We start from the raw sequence: 17,048 nt of genomic DNA on the forward strand, positions 1-17,048 counted from the left end.
CGTGAACACGTTCTCAGCTTCAGTCGTAGGTGAGCGTGAAGATCAGGTCGATCGCGCTTTGTTCGCCGGTCTGGCCGCGCAGGGTGAAGCGTTTGCTCAGGTCGTAGAAGATGTAGAGCGTGCCCAGCGTGCCGGCCAGGCTGTGCTCGTAGGCCACGTAGAAGTCGCGCGACAGGCGTTTGCCGAATGTGACGGCGGCAGCGGTGGTGGTTCCGTCGGTCTTGGTGCCGCTGCCGCTGAACGATAGCTCGTCCAGGCCCAGCGCCGATGCCAGTCCGCCCGAGATGCCCTTGCCATTGCCGCCTAGCAGGGCCAGCGCTGCCTGCTGCAGCACGGCGGCTTCGGCGCCACCGTTGGCGGCGCTGCGTCCCAGCACCAGCCAGGCGAGTTTTTCGGCATCGGACAGGTCGGAGTCGGAATACAGGCGCACCCGTGGCGCCAAGGCGGTGCCGGTGATTTGTACCCCCACGCGCACGCTGAGGTTGGGGCGGATCGCCAGCACGTCCAGCGACGGGTTATCAAAAGGCCCGTTGAAGCGCAGGATGCCTTCCTCAATATCCAGGTTCTGGCTGTAGGCGCGGTAGCTGCCGCGCACGGTGCGCAGCTCGCCGGTGACGCGCGGGCCTGCCAGGGTGGGGCCGGCCCGCAGCTTGAGCTGGCCGGTGAGCCGGGTGTCCAGGCCGCGCCCGACCAGGCGGAAGTCGTTGCCCAGGTCCAGGTCCAGCGTGATGTCGGGCGTATTCTTGGAGGCTGTGGGTGTGGCCGCCGTGGTCGCTGTGGCCCCGGTGCTGCGGGTGCGCACCACCACGTCGCCGCCCAGGCTGGGGGCGGTTTCATCGGGCAGGATGAATAGCGCCTGGTCGGCCTTCAGCGCGCCCTGCAAGCTGAGCTTGCCTTGCTCCAGATGGGCTTGCAGCTTGCCGGAGACCGACAGGCGCCGGTCGGCCCGGGCCGACACACGTAGGGCCTGCGCCTGGGCTTGCAGGTCCAGCTGGATGCCAACTGGTGCCACGCTGGACCAGCGGGCGAAGCCGGTGGCGGTCAGCGTGCCGCCGTCGTTGGTGGCGGGTGCACCGGTGCCGCCGGTGGGAGCGCCGCGCAGGCTGAATTCGTTGATGTTCAGGCGCTGGCCTTCCAGCGTGGCGCGGAAGCGGCCGTCGCGCAGCTCTATGCCTTCCACCACCGAGCGCAGCGCCAGGTCGTCGGCCTGCAGCGTACCGGTCCATTGCGGTGCCTGGCGGGTGCCGCTGAGGCTGGCGTTGGCGGCCAGCGTGCCGCGCATGCGCCAGCCGGGCGGGGCCAGCACGGACCAGATGCCGACCCTGGGAAGTTCTGCGCGCACGCTGCCGCTGAGTGGCGCGTCGGCCGGCCAGGTCCAGCCGCTATCGCTGTTGTTGATTTGTGTGCCGAGGTTGGCCTCGATCTGGCCGGCACGCTCGCTGTCCCAGCGCAGGCTGGCGCGCAACTGGTTGCCATTGCTGCGTAGCCCCACGCTGGCGGTACGGATGCCGGCGCTGATGGTGCTGGCCGAGTTGGCGGAGCCCGCGCGTGCGGGGCCGGTGTCGTCGCTGGTCTGCAGCAGGATGTCGCCGCTGCGCCGGCTGAGGTTGGCGCTGATCTGCAGGGTCTGGGCGGCCTGGATGTCCCAGTCGCCGTCCAGCACCAGGTCGCCCTTCAGGCCCAGTTGCGCCAGTTGCCCGCTGCTGGCGGCCAGGGTTTCCAGCCAGCCCATGGTGATGCCTTGCACGTTGCCCTGGGTGCGCAGCCGGGTGTGCGCGCCATCCTGGACCCAGGCTACGGGCTGCCAGCTGATGCGTGCGCTGCCCGGTGCCGGACCGGTCAGGCTGGCGGTACCGGCGGCGGCGTCCAGTGCCGTGGTGGCGGCGCTACGGGCCAGTTTCAGGGTCAGTGGCTGGTCCAGCTGCAGCCGCCACGGCCCGGGCCGGGTGCTGTCCTGCAGCTGGAGCACCAGACTGGCGATACGGGCCTGCCACTGGTTGGGGGCGGAAAGGTCGGCACTGGCGCGGCTGTCCAATTTCAGCTGCTGGGTGCCGGTGGCTAGTTCGGCCTGTAGTTGCAGGTCCAGCGCTTGCAGTCTGCCGGACAGGTCCAGCTTGCCATTGCGCAGCAAGATGAGGTCGCCGCTGGCGGGGCGCAGCTCCAGCGTGGGCACGCTCAGCTGGGCTTGCAGGCCCAGGCCATCGGACCCTGCCTTTTGTGCAGAGCCTGCGAGATTGGCCCAGCCGCCGGTCCAGTGGCCGCTCAGGTCGGCCTGGCCCTTGATGGCCAGGTTTTGCAGGCTGGTGGCAAGGTCGGGCAGGCGGGCCAGCCACTGGGTGGTGGCTGCGGCGTCGGTGACGTGCAGGCTGACATTGCCCGCGCCCTGCTGGGCGCTGAGGTTGCCTTGCAGGTCGGCCTTGGCGCCGGGCAGGCTCAGCTGTAGCTGCCCTTTGGCCGCGCGGCTGGCTAGTGTCAGGTCCAGTTGGCCCTGCAGTTGCGCGTCGTCGGTCTGCAGCTGTAGGGTGGACAGGCTGAGCGTGCCCTGGACCCAGCGGCCTACGGCACGTGCCTGCTGTATGCGCAGGCCGTTCAGGGCCGAGCGCGCGGGCGCTGCACCAGCAGGTTGCAAGGCGGCGGTGAAGCTGATGGCGGCGCTACGACTTTGTGCACTGAGCTGGCCGTTCAGCGGCGCCGGGTCCAACTGGGTATGTAGGGCCGAGGGGGTGATGCGCTGCAGCTCGGCCTGGGCAGTCCAGTCGTTGCTGGCCGTGCCGTCCAAATGGTTTTGCAAATGGCCTTGCAGATGCAGGCTGCCCTGGCCCAGCTGGGCGGTTAGCGACTGCACCACCCAGGCACCCTGTTGAAACTGCAGCTGGGCACGTGCGCTGTCTACCGGAATACGGCCCTTGTCCCAAGGGCCGCTGAGGCGGTTGTCCACGGCTGCGCTGGCGTTCCAGCGGCCGCCTGGCGTGCTGGACGCATCGGGCGTGATCTGGGCGCTGCCGCTCAAGCGGGTTTGCGGTGCCTCGGGCCAGAGCTCGGCCAGGTTGAGGTCCTGAAACTTCGCCTCGGCTTGGTGCAGTGGCTGCTCTGCCCAGGGGCGGACTTGCGCTGTCACGGTGGCTTGCAGGGGCTGTTGGGCTGCTTTGTCTGGCGTCAGCTGGGCCTGTACTTCCAGCTGGGCGTCCTGGCCGGCCAAGGGGCCTTGGGCGGAGGCGCTGGCTGCGATGTGCAAGGGGGCTTTGCTGCCTGGGATGCTGGTTTCCACCTGGCCCTGTAGCTTGGCCTCCAGGGCCATGGGGTTGCGTGCCTGCAGTTGGGCTTGCCCGCTGTACTGGCCGGATGCAATGTGCAGGCTGTCCAGCTTCAGCTGGTGCTGGCTGCCGTCATAACGGTAGTGGCCTGCCAGTTGGCTGGCCTGCAGCGCGGGCGGGCCGGTCCATTGCAGGTCGTTTACCGCAAACACCACATCTAGCTGCAGCGGCAGGACAAGTTCGGTCAGCGGCTTGCTGGGGCTGGTGGAGGGTGCTTGCGTGATGCGCAGCTGTGCCACGCGCAGTTGGCTGAGGTGCAGCTTGCGTTGCAGCAGGGGCTGGATCTGCCATTCCACCGCGATGTCTTGCGCGTCTATGGTGATGTCCGGGCTTTGGTAATGCAGGCTGCCAATGTGGCCGCCCTGGCGCACCGAGCCGCTGACGTCGCGCACCTCCAGCGAATGGCCGGTCGGCAGATAAGGTGCCACCCGGCCCAGGGCCGTGGCCAGCGAGGTATCGCCACCCAACCAGAGCCAGATGCCGCCTGTCAGGGCCGCCACCAGGGCCAGCAGCGCCAAGGGCGCACCCAGCAGCCACAGCAGGCTTTTACGTGAAGGTCGCCAGATCGCCATCAGAAGCTGAATCCCACGCTTAGGTGTAGCCGCATCTTGTGGGTGGCCAGGCCATAGGCCAGGTCGATCTGCACTGGGCCGACCGGGCTGCGCCAGCGCACGCCGGCGCCCACGCCGACCTTGGTTTCCAGCGAGCCAATGGTGTTGGCCACCGCACCGGCGTCGGCGAACACCGCGCTTTCCCACTCGGTGGTGCGGCCGTTGTAGACGATGGGGCGCTGCCATTCCAGGCTGCCGGAGGCCATGTAGCGCCCGGCGCTGACCGTGCCGTCCGCGGCCACGATACCGATGCTGTGGTAGCTGTAGCCGCGCACGGTGGTGTCGCCGCCGGTCAGGAATTCCTGGGTGCTGGGCACGTTGGCGCTGGCCTTGGCCACCACGGCACCGCCTTCTGCGCGCATGGCCAGCCGACCCAGGCGCATGGACGGGCCATCCGTCGGCAACAGGCGGCTCAGTGGGAAGTAGCCCAGCCAGCGTGTCAGCACCCGGGTGAAGGGCTGGCGGTCACTGCCCAAGGTCAGACCCTGGCCTAGTTCTACGGCCACGCCGTAGCCCGATGTGGGGGTGCGGATGTCGTCAAAGTTGCGCTGCGTCCAGGCGTAGTTGGCACTGATGGCGCTGGCCGTGCTTTGGGGTTCGGAGTCGGTGGTCGTGGTGGCCTGGTCGTACTGCAGGTAGATATTGCGGTCGATGTGGTCGTTGATTTGCGTGCGGCCGGCGCGCAGGCGTTGGCTGTTGGTCACGGTGCCGCTGACGGCTTCGCGCTCTAGCTGCGCGGAGGTGACCCAGCGCCAGCTGCGCTCGTCGGGGTGCGAAGTGAGTTCGGTGCCCAGTGTCTGGGTCTTGTGGTCGAGCGACAGCTTGGAGACGCCGCGCCAGCCAATCCAGGGCAGCTGGTGGTGCGTGTGTTCGGCGGATATACGGGGCCCGCTGTCGGTGCTGAAGCCCACGCCCAGCACCAGCTTTTGCAGCTTGGCCTCGCGCAGCTGCGCAACTACGGGAGCGGCTGCCGGGTCGCCGGTGGTGTCCAGCGTGAGAAAGACCGAGTCGAAGTAGCCGCTGTCCGCCAGGCGTTGCTGGGCCTGCAGCAGCTGGGCCTGGGTGTAGTCTGAACCGCTGGGCAGTTGGGCCAGGTTGCGCACCAAGTCGGCGTCGTAGCGTTCCAGGCCACGTATCTCCATGGCGCCAAACCGGTATGCCGGCCCTGAGGCCAGCGTGACCTCCAGGCGTGCCTGGTGGGTGTCGGGGTCGATGTCGGCCAGGCTGTTCTGGATTTCGCCGGTGGGAAAGCGCTGCACGGTCAGGCTGCGCAGGGCCTGGGTCTTGGCGTCGTCCCAGCCGTCCTGGGTGAAGGTGTCACCGGGGTGCAGCTGCCAGTCGGCGCGTATGCTTTCGCGCAGCGGGGCGCTGTCGGGGTCGTCGGCCAGCGGGCCGCTGAAGTCTATGTGGACCTCGCTGATGCGGGTCGGCACACCGGGGTCCACAGTCAGCACCACTTCGACCGGGGCCGTGGGACTTTGTGGGGTGTCTACCGTGGTCAGCGTGACCGTAGGTGCAAAGTAGCCGCGCGTGGCCAGCAGGTCCCGGGCATTGCGCTCTGCGGCTTGCAGCAGGCGCGTGAGTTCGGTGGCGTCCAGGTCGGTCAGGCTGCGGTAGCGCTGCAGCTCCAGGTGGCGCGTGAGCATGTCGGTCAGATTGGCGGGCGCGTTGATGCGCAGGTCAAACGCCGATTTGGCAGGGGTTTGTGCCCATGCAGCAGTTCCTGCAAAAGCCCATGCCCAGAGGGTGATCAATATAACTTTGCGCAGCATCCGTCTATTTGGAAAGCAAGCGCATGGCTTCCTCCAGGCCTTTGAGCGTCAGGGGGAACATGCGTTGGCCCATCAGTTGCTGGACGATGGCAATGCTCTGGCGGTATTGCCACAGGCCTTGGGGTTCGGGGTTGATCCAGGCGAATTGGGGGAAGGCGCGGGTCAGGCGCTGCAGCCATTCGGCACCGGCTTCTTCGTTGTTGTATTCCACGCTGCCGCCGGGCTGCAGGATTTCATACGGGCTCATGGTCGCGTCGCCGATGAAGATCAGTTTGTAGTCTTTGTTGTACTTGTGCAGGATGTCCCAGGTGGCGAATTTTTCGCTGTAGCGGCGGCGGTTGTGCTTCCACATGAAGTCGTAGACACAGTTGTGGAAGTAATAGAACTCCAGGTGCTTGAACTCGCTTTTGCTGGCGCTGAAAAGTTCCTCCACCCGCTGTACGTGTTCGTCCATGCTGCCGCCCACATCCATCAGCAGCAGCACTTTCACGTTGTTGTGGCGCTCCGGCACCATCCTGATGTCCAGGAAGCCGGCGTTTGCCGCGGTGCTGCGTATGGTGTCGGGCAGGTCCAGCTTGTCGGCATGGCCTTCGCGGGCGAACTTGCGCAGGCGGCGTAGCGCGATCTTGATGTTGCGCGTGCCCAGCTCTTGCTGGTCGTCGTAGTCTTTGAAGGCGCGCTGGTCCCATACTTTCACCGCGCTTTTGTGGCGGCTTTTCTCCTGGCCTATGCGTATGCCTTCGGGGTTGAAGCCGTTGGCGCCGAAGGGGCTGGTGCCGCCGGTACCTATCCATTTGCTGCCGCCTTCGTGGCGTTCCTTCTGCTCTTCAAAACGCTTTTTGAGCGTTTCCATCAGCGCATCCCAGCCCATTTTTTCGATCTGGGCTTTCTCTTCGGGGCTGAGGTCCAGCTCCAGATTTTTGCGCAGCCAATCCAGCGGGATGTTCTGTGTGAAGTCGGCCACCATCTCCACGCCCTTGAAGTAGGCGGCAAAAGCCTGGTCGAACTTGTCGTAGTGCTTTTCGTCCTTGATGAGGGTGGTGCGGCTGAGGTAGTAGAAGTCGTCTATGGATGTGCCGTCCTCGCTGGCTGGCCCGACCACACCTGCCTTCAGTGCCTCCAGCAGGCTCAGATATTCCTTGACGGAGACCGGTAGCTTGGCGGAACGCAGGGTGTAGAAGAAGTCGATCAGCATGGCGGAGGCAAGCAGGCTCAGGGGCGTGGCTTGTCCAACAGGTACAGCAGTTGTGCTTTGACCTCGGGCCATTCACCGCTGCGCAGGCTGTACATCACGGTGTCGCGGATGGTGCCGTCGCGCCGCACCGCATGGCCACGGATGACGCCGTCTTTCTTCGCGCCCAGGCGTTCGATGGCAGCTTGCGACGCGAAGTTGAAGTTGTCGGTGCGCCAGCCCACCACATGGCAGCCCAGGGTTTCAAATGCGTGTGTCATCAGCAGCAATTTGGCCGTGGTGTTGACGTGGCTGCGCTGGCTGCTTTTGCCGTACCAGGTGTAGCCAATCTCCACGCGCTTCACAGCCGGCAGGATGTCGTGGTAGCTGCTGGTCCCCAATACGCGGCCAGTGGCCTCGTCCTTGACTACGAATGCGAAGCGGTTGCCATCGGCGCGCATCTTCAGGGCGGTTTCTATATAGGAGCGGGTGTTCTCGGGTTCGGGTACCGAGGTGACGCGGATGTTCCACAGTTCGCCATCGGCTGCGGCGGCTTGCAGGCCGGTTTCGTGCTGCAGCTCCATGGGTTCCAGCAAGACACCGCGGGCACGCAGGTTGACAGCTTGTACAAAACTCATTCCAAAACTCCTACTGTGGATGGCAAGGTTAGCGGTTGCGCTGGTTCATGAACACCAGCTTCTCAAATAGGCTTACATCCTGCTCGTTCTTCAGCAGGGCACCTACCAGGGGTGGTACTGCCACCTTATGGTCCTGGCTGTGCAGTGCCTCGGCCGAAATGTCTTCGGCGACCAGCAGCTTGAGCCAGTCCAGCAGCTCGGACGTGGATGGTTTCTTTTTCAAACCCGGCAAATTGCGCACGTCGTAGAAGGTCTTCATGGCCGCAGCCAGCAGCTCTTTCTTGAGGCCGGGGAAGTGCACGTCCACGATCTTCTGCATGGTGCCGGCGTCGGGGAACTGGATGTAGTGGAAGAAGCAGCGCCGCAGGAAGGCGTCGGGTAGTTCCTTTTCGTTGTTGGACGTGATGAACACTAGGGGGCGGTTCTTGGCACGGATGAGCTCGCGCGTCTCGTAGCAGTAGAACTCCATGCGGTCGATCTCGCGCAGCAGGTCGTTCGGGAATTCGATGTCCGCCTTGTCGATTTCGTCGATCAGCAGGGCCACCGGTTCGTCTGCGGTAAAGGCCTGCCACAGCACGCCCTTGACGATGTAGTTATGGATGTCCTTGACCCGCTCGTCGCCCAGTTGCGAATCACGCAGCCGGCTGACGGCATCGTATTCATACAAACCCTGTTGCGCTTTGGTTGTGGATTTGATGTGCCATTGCAGCAGGGGCATGCCCAAGGCGGCGGCTACTTCCTCGGCCAGCATGGTCTTGCCCGTGCCGGGCTCTCCCTTGACCAACAGCGGTCGTTTGAGCGTGGCTGCTGCATTGACTGCCAACATCAAATCCTGGGTAGCAACGTAATTGTCGGAGCCTTGAAACTTCATGGTGGGTGCAGAAGGATGGGTGGGATTGAATTACCGACGCATATAATCCGCGCACGTCGGCGAGCTTGATGTACAAGCTTGTTTCTCCCCCAGATTGTGCGCGCAAAAAATGAATAAATTATTGACCACGGTGTTGACGTTTGCAGTAGCTTCGGTGGGTACTCTGGTGAGTGCACAAGACATTGTGGGAGATGCCAACGCGGGGCATGCCAAGGTGGACATGTGCATTGGCTGCCACGGCATCAAGGGCTACCAGGCCAGCTTCCCTGAAGTGCACAAGGTGCCCATGATTTCCGGGCAGGGCGCAAAGTACATCATCTCTGCGTTGAATGCTTACAAGAAGGGCGACCGCAAACACCCCACCATGCGCGGCATCGCCGATTCGCTTAGCGACCAGGACATGGCGGACGTGGCAGCTTATTACAGCAGCCTGGGTGTGGTGGAGGGCGCAACGCTGCCAGCCAAGCCCACGGTGCAGCCCTCTGCCCAGGTGACGGCATTGCTGACCAAGGGCGCTTGCGTGTCCTGCCACGGTGACAATTTCTCCAAACCTATCGACCCCAGCTATCCCAAGATTGCGGGTCAGCACGCGGACTATCTTTATGTTGCTTTGAAGGCGTACAAGACCGAGGGAAATCCCTTGGTGGGTCGCGGCAATGCCATTATGGGCGGCGTGGCTAAGCAGTTTTCCAATACCGAACTGAAGGCCTTGGCTTCGTATGTGCACTCGCTGGACAGCGAGCTGAAGGTCGTGCCGCAGTCGCGCTTCCGTTAAGTCTGCCGAGGTCACAAAAAAGCCCGCTGTCGCGGGCTTTTTTTGATGGTTGCTGAAAGTGGTGCCGCGGGGTGCCCAGGACTTCAATTCCGTGTTGCCTGGCGCTGCACACAGGCGATATAGGCTTCGCCATCGGGCGGGCGACCGGCGCGCTGGCTTTCCCACAGCATCTGGCCCAGGCAGTCCATGGTTTCGTGGTGCGCCGCGTGCAGCGAGTCGCGCCGCCGCGTCAGCAGCTCCACCGCCTGGCGTATGCCGCGCGGCTGGTCGATGGAGCATTGCTCGCTGATCGACAAGTGCATGGACAGGTGCAGAAAGGGGTTGGTCGCGCCGGCCTCCAGATCGTAATTTCGGGCCAGGGCGGCATCCAGATCCTGCAGATCGGCATGGTATTCAGGATGCTCGTCCATCCATTGGCTTGCTATGGTTTCAATAGCTTCTAGTGCTTGACCTGCCTTCGCCTTGGCGTAAACAGTACAGAAAAATCGGCGAACATCGGCTTGCGAGGGATTGAACATGGCGCCAAGCCTACCACGGCCAAACCGGGGCGTTGTCGTTCAAGCTCCGCGGCAGTTTGTGCGCATGGATTCCGTTCGCGTGGCGGGGTTTGTTGGATGCGCGCAACTTCGCGGTGTCATCGCTGTTCTTGAGCGTGGCGTTAGTAAAGCTGTGGATGGAGTTTCGATTCGCCACAGCTTTCTGGATGCTGGGTAGGCTGTTTACTGGTAAGCAGCAGCTGCAAGACACTGTAAAGTAGGCGCTGCAGTTGCATGAATATGTCGCAAGGATGTGGCTTGTATACAGTTGAACCAAGGGAAACTCGCTAGTTCGCTGTGTAAAAGTGCCTTGCTCTCTGCATGGCTATGGAATTAAATGGTTACATCTGTTACTTGAATACCTGATTCCATCTCCGGAGATACCATGGACCAGACGGGGCGCCTCTACAAAATCGACCAGCTACTGCGCCAACACAAGGTCATCAGCTTCGCTGCGCTGCAGGATGAACTGAAAGTATCCCGTGCAACGCTGAAGCGTGACCTGGATGACCTGCGCAAACGGCTGAAATTGCCCATTGAATGGAGCCGCGCTGCGGGCGGTTACCGGCTTGCGGCATTGCAGGAGCCCAGAACCAGTGCCCATGAGCTGCCGGGCCTGTGGTTTTCACCGGCTGAGATCCAGGCCTTGCTGACTTTGCAGCATCTGTTGGCCTGCCTGGATACCGGGGGGCTGATACTCAACCCCGTGTCCGAGGCCGAGCGCCTGATGGCACTTTTGCAAAGCGACAACGTCGAGCTGCAGGAGCTGCGTGAGCGCGTGCGTATCGTCGGGCTCGAGCGGGAACCAGCTACGCCGCGGTACTTTGAGCGTGTGGGCCAGGCCCTGGTGCGGCGCAAGCGCTTGTTGCTGACCTATACCAAGGGCGAGCTCACGCTGGTGGGATGTGAGGTTTCGCCTCTGCGGATGGTGTCGTACCAGGGCGTCTGGTACTTGGAGGTGTGGTGCCACGGCCATAGCGCGCTGCACAGTGTGGAGGTGGCGGCCATAATCGATGTGCAGGTGCTGGGCACCGGCGCGGTGGACATGGGCGCTGACAAGCTGGATGCGGCTTTTGGCCCGCTGTACGGCATCTACCCCAGTGGCAGGGTGCGTTGGGCGCGGCTGCAGTTTGGTGCGGAGCATGCGGCGGAGGCGGCGCACTTGCAGTGGCATTCCCAGCAGCAGGGCCGCGTGCAGCAGGACGGCAGCTATCTGCTGCGCGTGCCTTACATGGACCACCGGGAACTGATGAGCGACATCCTGCGCCACGGCGCACGTTGCGTGGTGCTCGGCCCGGCCAGCCTGCGCCAGGTGCTGGCCGACGAGGTGGCCAAGATGGCCGCCGCTTACCAGGCGGCGGCGCCGCTGGATGAGCCCGAGGTGGTCGAGTAAAAACGGTCTGGGCCTCAGTGCCCCCGGGTTTTGGCCCGGCGTTGCGCTTGCTCTTCCCGCTCCTGGGCCATTTGCTCCTCTAGCTGCTGGCGGCCCTCGGTGGCCACGGCGATCAGCTTGTTGCGGTCTTTGCGGTGCGGGTACATCTGCTCGAACAACCCGATGTTGTGCCGCCGAAAGCGCATGGCCTGCTGCCGCGCCTCGTGTGGCGGGTAACCCACCAGCTCCAGCACCGAACGCGCGCTACGCAGGCTGGACTCGAACAGTTCACGCTCTACCCGCTGCACACCCCGGTCGCGCAGCGCATACCAGTGGGGCACGTCGCGGGCCCGGGCGACAATCTCCAGGTTGGGGAAGTGCTCGCGTGCGATGTCCACGATCTTCAGGCTCTGCTCCTTGTCGTCCACCGCCACGACCAGGATCTTGGCGGTGGCAGCGCCCGACAGGCGCAGCAGGTCCAGCCGGGTGGCGTCGCCGTAAAACACGCGAAGGCCGAACTGGCGGATGGTCTCCACCATTTCCGCGTCATGGTCCAGCACGGTGGCGCCTATGCCCTCGGCCAGCAGCATGCGGCCCACGATCTGGCCGTAGCGGCCAAAACCGGCAATGATGATGGGCGCCTCTTGCTGCTCGGTCAGCTCTTCCAGCTGCGGCCCGCCGCGCTGCGCCAGGCGTGGCAGCAGCAGTTTGTCGATGACCAGCAGCAGCAACGGGCTGACCAGCATCGATACCGCCACCGAGCCGATCAGCAGGGACGAGGTCTGCGCAGAAAACACCTGGGCCGCCGTGGCGGTCTGGAACACCACGAAGGCAAATTCACCGCCCTGCGCCAGCAGTACGGTGAACACCGGCCGCTCCTGGAAGGGCACGCCCATGGCCTTGGCGATGGCGTAGATTACCAGCAGCTTGGCCAGCAGAAAGCCGGCCACGATGGCCGCCATCAGCCCCGGCGAATGCAGCAGCACGCCAAAGTCCACGCTCATGCCCACGGCAATGAAGAACAGGCCCAGTAGCAGGCCCTTGAAGGGCTCGATATCGGTCTCCAGCTCGCGCCGGTACTCGCTCTCGGCCAGCAGCACGCCAGCCAGAAAGGCACCCAGCGCCATCGACAAGCCTACCGACAGCATCAGCGAGGCAATGCCCACCACCAGCAGCAAGGCCGCCGCGGTGAAGATCTCGGGCGTCTTGCTGCGCGCAATCCAGTGGAACAGCGGGCGCAGCAGCAGCCGGCCACCCAACACAATTCCGGCGATGACTGCTATTGTTTTAAGAGCTGCCAGCGCAGGTGATATGTGCGCTAGCGCATCATTTTCTTCAGAAATGGCGCCCAGCAGCGGCAGCAGCGCCAGGATGGGGATGGCGGCCACGTCCTGGAACAGCAGGATGGAAAACCCCGCCTGCCCGCTGCGCGTGGGCAGCAGATTACGTTCGCCAAACACCTGTAGCGCAATCGCCGTGCTGGACAGGGCCAGGCCCAGCGCCGCTACCAGGGCGATGCGCCAGGGCGCCCCGGCCGCCATGCCGCCCAGCAGTATCACCACGGCGCAGCCCAGCACCTGGGCCGAGCCCCAGCCGAAGATGGGGCGACGCAGGCTCCACAGGCGCTTGGGTTCCAGCTCCAGGCCGATCAGGAACAGCATCAGCACCACCCCGAATTCGGCGAAATGCAGGATGTCCTGCACCTCGGTCACCAGGCCCAGACCCCAGGGCCCGATGACGATGCCGGCGGCCAGGTAGCCAATGATGGAGCCCAGGCCCAGGGCCTTGCTCAGCGGCACGGCGATGACCGCCGCGCTCAGGTAGACAAAGCTGTTTACCAGCCAGGAGGGAGCGTGTTCCATGGGATATCAGATGTCCGTTGCGGCTTCGGGCCAATGGGGGTAGTGCTGCAGGCGCTGGCGGAACTGCGCGATATGCGCCAGCACCTCTTGCTTGCCCGCGCTGTGGGCGCTGTGCAGCACCAGCGGCGGCAGAAAGCGCATGCCGCATAGAGCGGCGGTGTGCTGGTAGGGCGGCAGGAAGGCATCGAAATCCGACGCCTGCTTGCCACTGGGCTGGTACGAGCCCTCCTGTCCGCCAGTGGTCAGCACCAGCCACAAGGCCTTGCCACGCAGCGCGGTACCGGGCGCGCCCTGGGGCGCGGTTTCGTCGCTGCCCGCAGACACCACGCCATAGGCCCAGCCGTAGGTCAGCACCTCGTCAAACCACAGTTTTTGCAGCGCGGGCATGGAATACCACTGGATAGGGTGCAGCAGCACCAGCAGGTCGGCTGCCTCCACGCGGGCCTGCTCGGCGGCCACGTCGATGCTGTAGTCGGGGTAGTTGGCGTACAGGTCCTGCACCTCCAGGTGCTGGCCGTCGGCGGTATCGGCCAGGGCTCGGGCCGTATCCAGCAGGTGCTGGTTGACGCGTGAGGCGCGCCAGTTCGGGTGGGCGGCCAGCAGGTAGATGCGGGGTGGGGCGTTGTCGGGGGGCGCTGGGTCGGCTGGATTGGGGTTGGAACTGGCTTCGTGCATGCCGCTAACATAGCAAATTCTCAACCAGGAGTTCTCCATGCCCATCGTTGTTGTCGCCAGCCCCAAGGGCGGCGTCGGTAAATCTACCTTGGCCACCCAGATTGCGGGCTACTACGCCTCCCAGGGGCATGCAGTGCTGCTGGGAGATGCCGACCCGCAGCAGTCGTCCCGCCTTTGGCTGGACTTGCGTCCGGAGCATGCGGCGCCCATCACCGCCTGGGATGTGGCCTCCGACGAGATCGACAAACCGCCCAAAGCCAGCAAAGCCGATGGCTATGTGGTGCTGGACACGCCCGGCGGCCTGGACGGCAAGCGCTTCAAGGACGTGATGAAGCTGGCCGACAAGATCGTCATCCCGCTGCAGCCCAGTGTGTTCGACATCTTTGCCACGCGTAAATTTCTGGACCGGCTGGCCGAGCACCGCCGCATCGACAAGATGCAGGTCGGCCTGGTCGGCATGCGGGTGGATGAGCGCACCCTGTCGGCCGACCGCCTGCGTGAATACCTGGACGGCCTGGAAGTGCCGGTGCTGAGCCATCTGCGCGATACGCAAAACTATGTGCATCTGGCCGCCGGCGGCCTGAGCCTGTTCGATGTGGCGCCCAGCCGGGTTGAAAAAGACCTGGAGCAGTGGAAGCCCCTGGCTGCCTGGCTGGACGCCTGAGCCATTTGAAAACCTTCGCCACTTTCGCCGAGCTGGCAGCTGCGGTGGGCCAGGAGATTGCCGTCAGCGACTGGACGCTCATCACCCAGGCCCAGGTGCAGCAGTTTGCCGACGCCACGGGTGACCAGCAGTGGATACACGTGGACGTGGAGCGGGCCAAGGCGGGACCCTTCGGCGGGCCGATCGCGCACGGTTTTTTGACGCTGTCGCTGCTGCCACGCCTGTTTGACAGCTCGTTTGCCATCACCGAGTCGCGCATGGCGGTGAACTACGGCCTGAACAAGGTGCGCTTCATCAGCCCGGTGCCGGTGGGCGGCCGCTTGCGCGCACGCCTGAAGCTGCTGGCCTGCACGCCGCTGGCTGAGCCGGGCGTGCAGATCGTCCTGGAGGCGACGCTGGAGCTGGAAGGCCAGGCCAGGCCGGCCTGCGTAGCCGAGTCGCTGGTGCGCCACTATGCCTGAGCAGATTTATAAGAAATAGGCCGCTAGCGCAGGGTTTACCTGCGCAGGTAGCTATTTATTTGATAGCTATTGAAAGCCGCACTGGCGCCAGGCCTCGAATACCGTCACGGCCACGGCGTTGGACAGGTTCAGGCTGCGCTGGCCGGGCCGCATGGGCAGCTTCAGGCAATTCTGGGGGCTGAAGGCGGCGCGCACGCTCTCTGCCAGGCCCTTGGTTTCTGAGCCGAACACCAGCCAGTCACCGGGCGCGAAGGCGCAGTCGAACACATTACCCGTGCCCTTGGTGGTCAGCGCGAACAGGCGCTGCGGGTCGGGCTGGGCGGTGGCCAGAAAGCTGGGCCAGTCGGCATGGCGGGTTAGCGTGGCGTACTCGTGGTAGTCCAGCCCGGCGCGGCGCATATGCTTGTCGTCCATGGAGAAGCCCAGCGGCTCCACCAGGTGCAGATTGCAGCCCGTGTTGGCGGCCAGGCGGATGACGTTGCCGGTATTCGGCGGGATTTCGGGTTCGACCAGGACGATGTTCAACATGCCTGGATTATCCTGTCGCATCCCCTTCTTTTTGACGCCCCATGAAAACCATAGACCTGCGTAGCGACACCGTCACCCGTCCCACCACCGCCATGCAGGCCGCCATGCTGGCCGCGCCCCTGGGCGATGACGTGTTTGGCGACGACCCCACGGTGAACCTGCTGCAGGACAGCCTGGCCGAGCGCCTGGGCTTTGAGGCCGGCCTGTTCTGCCCCACCGGCACGCAGAGCAACCTGATTGCCTTGATGACCCACTGCCAGCGCGGTGACGAATACATCGTCGGCCAGGAGGCCCATTGCTATAAATGGGAGGCGGGTGGCGCAGCCGTGCTGGGCAGCATCCAGCCCCAGCCGCTGGACAATGCGCGCGACGGCAGCATTCCGCTGGAGCGCATCGCCGCCGCCATCAAACCCGACGACGTGCACTATGCCCGCACGCGCCTGCTGGCGCTGGAGAACACCATCGGCGGCAAGCTGCTGCCGCAGGACTATGTGGACGCGGCGGTGGCCCTGGCCCATGGGCGCGGCTTGCAATGCCATCTGGACGGGGCGCGCTTTTTTAACGCCGTTGTGGCCTCGCAGCAGCCCGGCGAGGTGTTGATACAGACCGAGCGCCGGCTGATTGCCGGTTTTGACTCGGTCAGCATCTGCCTGAGCAAGGGCCTGGGTGCGCCGGTGGGATCGGTGCTGCTGGGCCGCAAGGACTTTATCGCCCAGGCGCGGCGCTGGCGCAAGATGTTGGGCGGCGGCATGCGCCAAGCCGGCGTGCTGGCGGCTGCAGGCCTGTACGCGCTGGAACACCATGTGGCGCGCCTGGCCGATGACCATGCCAATGCCCGCCTGCTGGCGGAGCTGCTGGCGGGGGTGCCTGGCTTGCAGGTGGATGCCGGGCCGACGAATATGGTGTTTCTGCATGTGGCCGCCGAGAAAGCTCAGGCGTTGGTGGAGCACCTGAAGACCCAGCAGGTGCTGGCTACCGGCCTGTATACCCTGCGCCTGGTCACCCATTTGGACGTGTCGCAAGACGATGTGCGCCGCGTGGCCCAGGTAGTGCGGGCATTCTTCGAGCGTTGAAGCGGCTTAATCCGCCGGCGTACGCGCCACCACCAGGCCGGTGATGTGCGTGGCGCCGGCCTGGCGCAGCACGGCCGCCGCCCCGAATAGCGAGGCGCCGCTGGTCATCACATCGTCCACCAGTACCACCCGTTTGTCCCGCACACTGTGGGCCCGCAAGGGTTCTAGCGCAAAAGCGCCTTTGACGTTGCGCAGGCGGTCGGTACGGCTCAGTGCGGGCTGGGGCGTGGTATGCCGGGTGCGCAGTAGCAGCCGGGCGTCGGTTTTGTGCGGCGCCAGGTGGCGCGCCAGTTCCAGCGACTGGTTGAAGCCGCGTTCGCGCAGACGCTCGGCCGACAAAGGCATGGGCAGCAGCACATCACAGCGTTCCAGCGCGGGTTCCACCCAGGGGCTGTGGCGCAGCAGATCGGCCAGCGTAGCGGCCCAGCCCACGTGCTGCTGGAATTTGTAGCGTGCAATGCATTGCGACCAGGGATAGGCATAGTCCACCGCCGCCAGGCAGGCATCCAGTGGCGGCGCTTGCCGCAGGCAGCTACCGCATTGGCCCACGCCCTCGGGCACGACCAGGGCGCAGGTGGTGCAGCGCAGGCGCGGCTGGGCGAAGCGGGCCACGCAGGCGCCGCACACCGGCTGGCTGGGCCAGGCCCGGCAGACGGCGCACTGGCTGGGCAAAAGGGTTGCTGCCCGGTGGATAAGCGCGCGGAACATGGCCTCAATATACTAGC

Annotated in this window: 15 protein-coding genes; 5 read left to right on the plus strand and 10 right to left on the minus strand. The window is 64.6% G+C overall.

What is annotated here, in order from left to right:
* Positions 1-19: 19 nt before the first annotated feature.
* From AC07R0_RS04245 to AC07R0_RS04265, 5 genes are read right to left on the minus strand one after another with little or no spacing between them, the layout of a single operon-like run.
* Positions 20-3,886 (minus strand): translocation/assembly module TamB domain-containing protein, encoded by a 3,867-nt coding sequence (locus AC07R0_RS04245; protein WP_495103910.1) that lies wholly within the window; start codon positions 3,884-3,886, stop codon positions 20-22.
* The gene (locus AC07R0_RS04250) at positions 3,886-5,697 is read right to left on the minus strand and encodes an autotransporter assembly complex protein TamA (RefSeq protein WP_495103911.1); all 1,812 of its coding nucleotides are present in this window, start codon (positions 5,695-5,697) and stop codon (positions 3,886-3,888) included. Before AC07R0_RS04250 ends, AC07R0_RS04245 begins: the two co-directional genes overlap by 1 nt.
* A 4-nt stretch (positions 5,698-5,701) precedes the next feature.
* Complete coding sequence (locus AC07R0_RS04255) at positions 5,702-6,892, minus strand: vWA domain-containing protein (RefSeq protein WP_495103912.1); 1,191 nt, start codon at positions 6,890-6,892, stop codon at positions 5,702-5,704.
* A 17-nt stretch (positions 6,893-6,909) separates the two neighbouring features.
* Entirely contained in the window at positions 6,910-7,506 is a 597-nt protein-coding gene (locus tag AC07R0_RS04260; RefSeq protein WP_495103913.1) for a GNAT family N-acetyltransferase, read from the minus strand.
* 28 nt (positions 7,507-7,534) lie between these two features.
* Positions 7,535-8,377 (minus strand): AAA family ATPase, encoded by an 843-nt coding sequence (locus AC07R0_RS04265; RefSeq protein WP_495073756.1) that lies wholly within the window; start codon positions 8,375-8,377, stop codon positions 7,535-7,537.
* 109 nt (positions 8,378-8,486) lie between these two features.
* Here AC07R0_RS04265 and AC07R0_RS04270 point away from each other — a divergent pair, with 109 nt between their 5' ends.
* Positions 8,487-9,152, plus strand: a complete 666-nt coding sequence (locus AC07R0_RS04270; protein ID WP_495103914.1) for a c-type cytochrome — start codon at positions 8,487-8,489, stop codon at positions 9,150-9,152.
* Between the two features lie 83 nt (positions 9,153-9,235).
* Here the strand turns inward: AC07R0_RS04270 and AC07R0_RS04275 are convergent, their stop codons facing one another.
* On the minus strand, positions 9,236-9,670 hold the full coding sequence (locus AC07R0_RS04275) for a DUF1841 family protein (protein ID WP_495103915.1): 435 nt from the start codon (positions 9,668-9,670) through the stop codon (positions 9,236-9,238).
* A 403-nt stretch (positions 9,671-10,073) separates the two neighbouring features.
* Here AC07R0_RS04275 and AC07R0_RS04280 point away from each other — a divergent pair, with 403 nt between their 5' ends.
* Entirely contained in the window at positions 10,074-11,081 is a 1,008-nt protein-coding gene (locus AC07R0_RS04280; RefSeq protein WP_495073753.1) for a helix-turn-helix transcriptional regulator, read from the plus strand.
* A gap of 14 nt (positions 11,082-11,095) precedes the next feature.
* Here AC07R0_RS04280 and kefC read toward each other — a convergent pair whose 3' ends face one another.
* Together kefC and kefF are read right to left on the minus strand one after the other, a co-directional pair.
* A complete protein-coding gene (kefC, locus tag AC07R0_RS04285) occupies positions 11,096-12,922 on the minus strand; it encodes a glutathione-regulated potassium-efflux system protein KefC (protein ID WP_495103916.1) in 1,827 nt (608 codons plus the stop codon).
* A gap of 6 nt (positions 12,923-12,928) precedes the next feature.
* A complete protein-coding gene (kefF, locus tag AC07R0_RS04290; RefSeq protein WP_495073751.1) occupies positions 12,929-13,597 on the minus strand; it encodes a glutathione-regulated potassium-efflux system oxidoreductase KefF in 669 nt (222 codons plus the stop codon).
* A gap of 37 nt (positions 13,598-13,634) precedes the next feature.
* Between kefF and AC07R0_RS04295 the strand changes: the two genes are divergently transcribed.
* Positions 13,635-14,261 (plus strand): nucleotide-binding protein, encoded by a 627-nt coding sequence (locus AC07R0_RS04295; RefSeq protein WP_495097120.1) that lies wholly within the window; start codon positions 13,635-13,637, stop codon positions 14,259-14,261.
* A gap of 5 nt (positions 14,262-14,266) precedes the next feature.
* Complete coding sequence (locus AC07R0_RS04300) at positions 14,267-14,722, plus strand: MaoC family dehydratase (RefSeq protein WP_495103917.1); 456 nt, start codon at positions 14,267-14,269, stop codon at positions 14,720-14,722.
* Positions 14,723-14,788: 66 nt separating this feature from the next.
* Here the strand turns inward: AC07R0_RS04300 and trmL are convergent, their stop codons facing one another.
* A complete protein-coding gene (gene trmL / locus AC07R0_RS04305; protein WP_495103918.1) occupies positions 14,789-15,250 on the minus strand; it encodes a tRNA (uridine(34)/cytosine(34)/5-carboxymethylaminomethyluridine(34)-2'-O)-methyltransferase TrmL in 462 nt (153 codons plus the stop codon).
* Positions 15,251-15,291: 41 nt separating this feature from the next.
* Here trmL and ltaE point away from each other — a divergent pair, with 41 nt between their 5' ends.
* The gene (gene ltaE, locus AC07R0_RS04310; RefSeq protein ID WP_495103919.1) at positions 15,292-16,323 is read left to right on the plus strand and encodes a low-specificity L-threonine aldolase; all 1,032 of its coding nucleotides are present in this window, start codon (positions 15,292-15,294) and stop codon (positions 16,321-16,323) included.
* 6 nt (positions 16,324-16,329) lie between these two features.
* On the opposite strand, the gene AC07R0_RS04315 is transcribed toward ltaE, so the two are convergent.
* A complete protein-coding gene (locus AC07R0_RS04315) occupies positions 16,330-17,031 on the minus strand; it encodes a ComF family protein (protein ID WP_495103920.1) in 702 nt (233 codons plus the stop codon).
* Positions 17,032-17,048 lie beyond the last annotated feature (17 nt).

Source organism: Rhodoferax sp. GW821-FHT07F03, assembly GCF_059418745.1.

Bases quoted from the DNA above. Each gene is read 5' to 3' on its own strand.
- AC07R0_RS04245 (WP_495103910.1), bottom strand. From the start codon at position 3,886: ATGGCGATCTGGCGACCTTCACGTAAAAGCCTGCTGTGGCTGCTGGGT.
- AC07R0_RS04250 (WP_495103911.1), bottom strand. From the start codon at position 5,697: ATGCTGCGCAAAGTTATATTGATCACCCTCTGGGCATGGGCTTTTGCA.
- AC07R0_RS04255 (WP_495103912.1), bottom strand. From the start codon at position 6,892: ATGCTGATCGACTTCTTCTACACCCTGCGTTCCGCCAAGCTACCGGTC.
- AC07R0_RS04260 (WP_495103913.1), bottom strand. From the start codon at position 7,506: ATGAGTTTTGTACAAGCTGTCAACCTGCGTGCCCGCGGTGTCTTGCTG.
- AC07R0_RS04265 (WP_495073756.1), bottom strand. From the start codon at position 8,377: ATGAAGTTTCAAGGCTCCGACAATTACGTTGCTACCCAGGATTTGATG.
- AC07R0_RS04270 (WP_495103914.1), top strand. From the start codon at position 8,487: ATGAATAAATTATTGACCACGGTGTTGACGTTTGCAGTAGCTTCGGTG.
- AC07R0_RS04275 (WP_495103915.1), bottom strand. From the start codon at position 9,670: ATGTTCAATCCCTCGCAAGCCGATGTTCGCCGATTTTTCTGTACTGTT.
- AC07R0_RS04280 (WP_495073753.1), top strand. From the start codon at position 10,074: ATGGACCAGACGGGGCGCCTCTACAAAATCGACCAGCTACTGCGCCAA.
- kefC (WP_495103916.1), bottom strand. From the start codon at position 12,922: ATGGAACACGCTCCCTCCTGGCTGGTAAACAGCTTTGTCTACCTGAGC.
- kefF (WP_495073751.1), bottom strand. From the start codon at position 13,597: ATGCACGAAGCCAGTTCCAACCCCAATCCAGCCGACCCAGCGCCCCCC.
- AC07R0_RS04295 (WP_495097120.1), top strand. From the start codon at position 13,635: ATGCCCATCGTTGTTGTCGCCAGCCCCAAGGGCGGCGTCGGTAAATCT.
- trmL (WP_495103918.1), bottom strand. From the start codon at position 15,250: ATGTTGAACATCGTCCTGGTCGAACCCGAAATCCCGCCGAATACCGGC.
- ltaE (WP_495103919.1), top strand. From the start codon at position 15,292: ATGAAAACCATAGACCTGCGTAGCGACACCGTCACCCGTCCCACCACC.
- AC07R0_RS04315 (WP_495103920.1), bottom strand. From the start codon at position 17,031: ATGTTCCGCGCGCTTATCCACCGGGCAGCAACCCTTTTGCCCAGCCAG.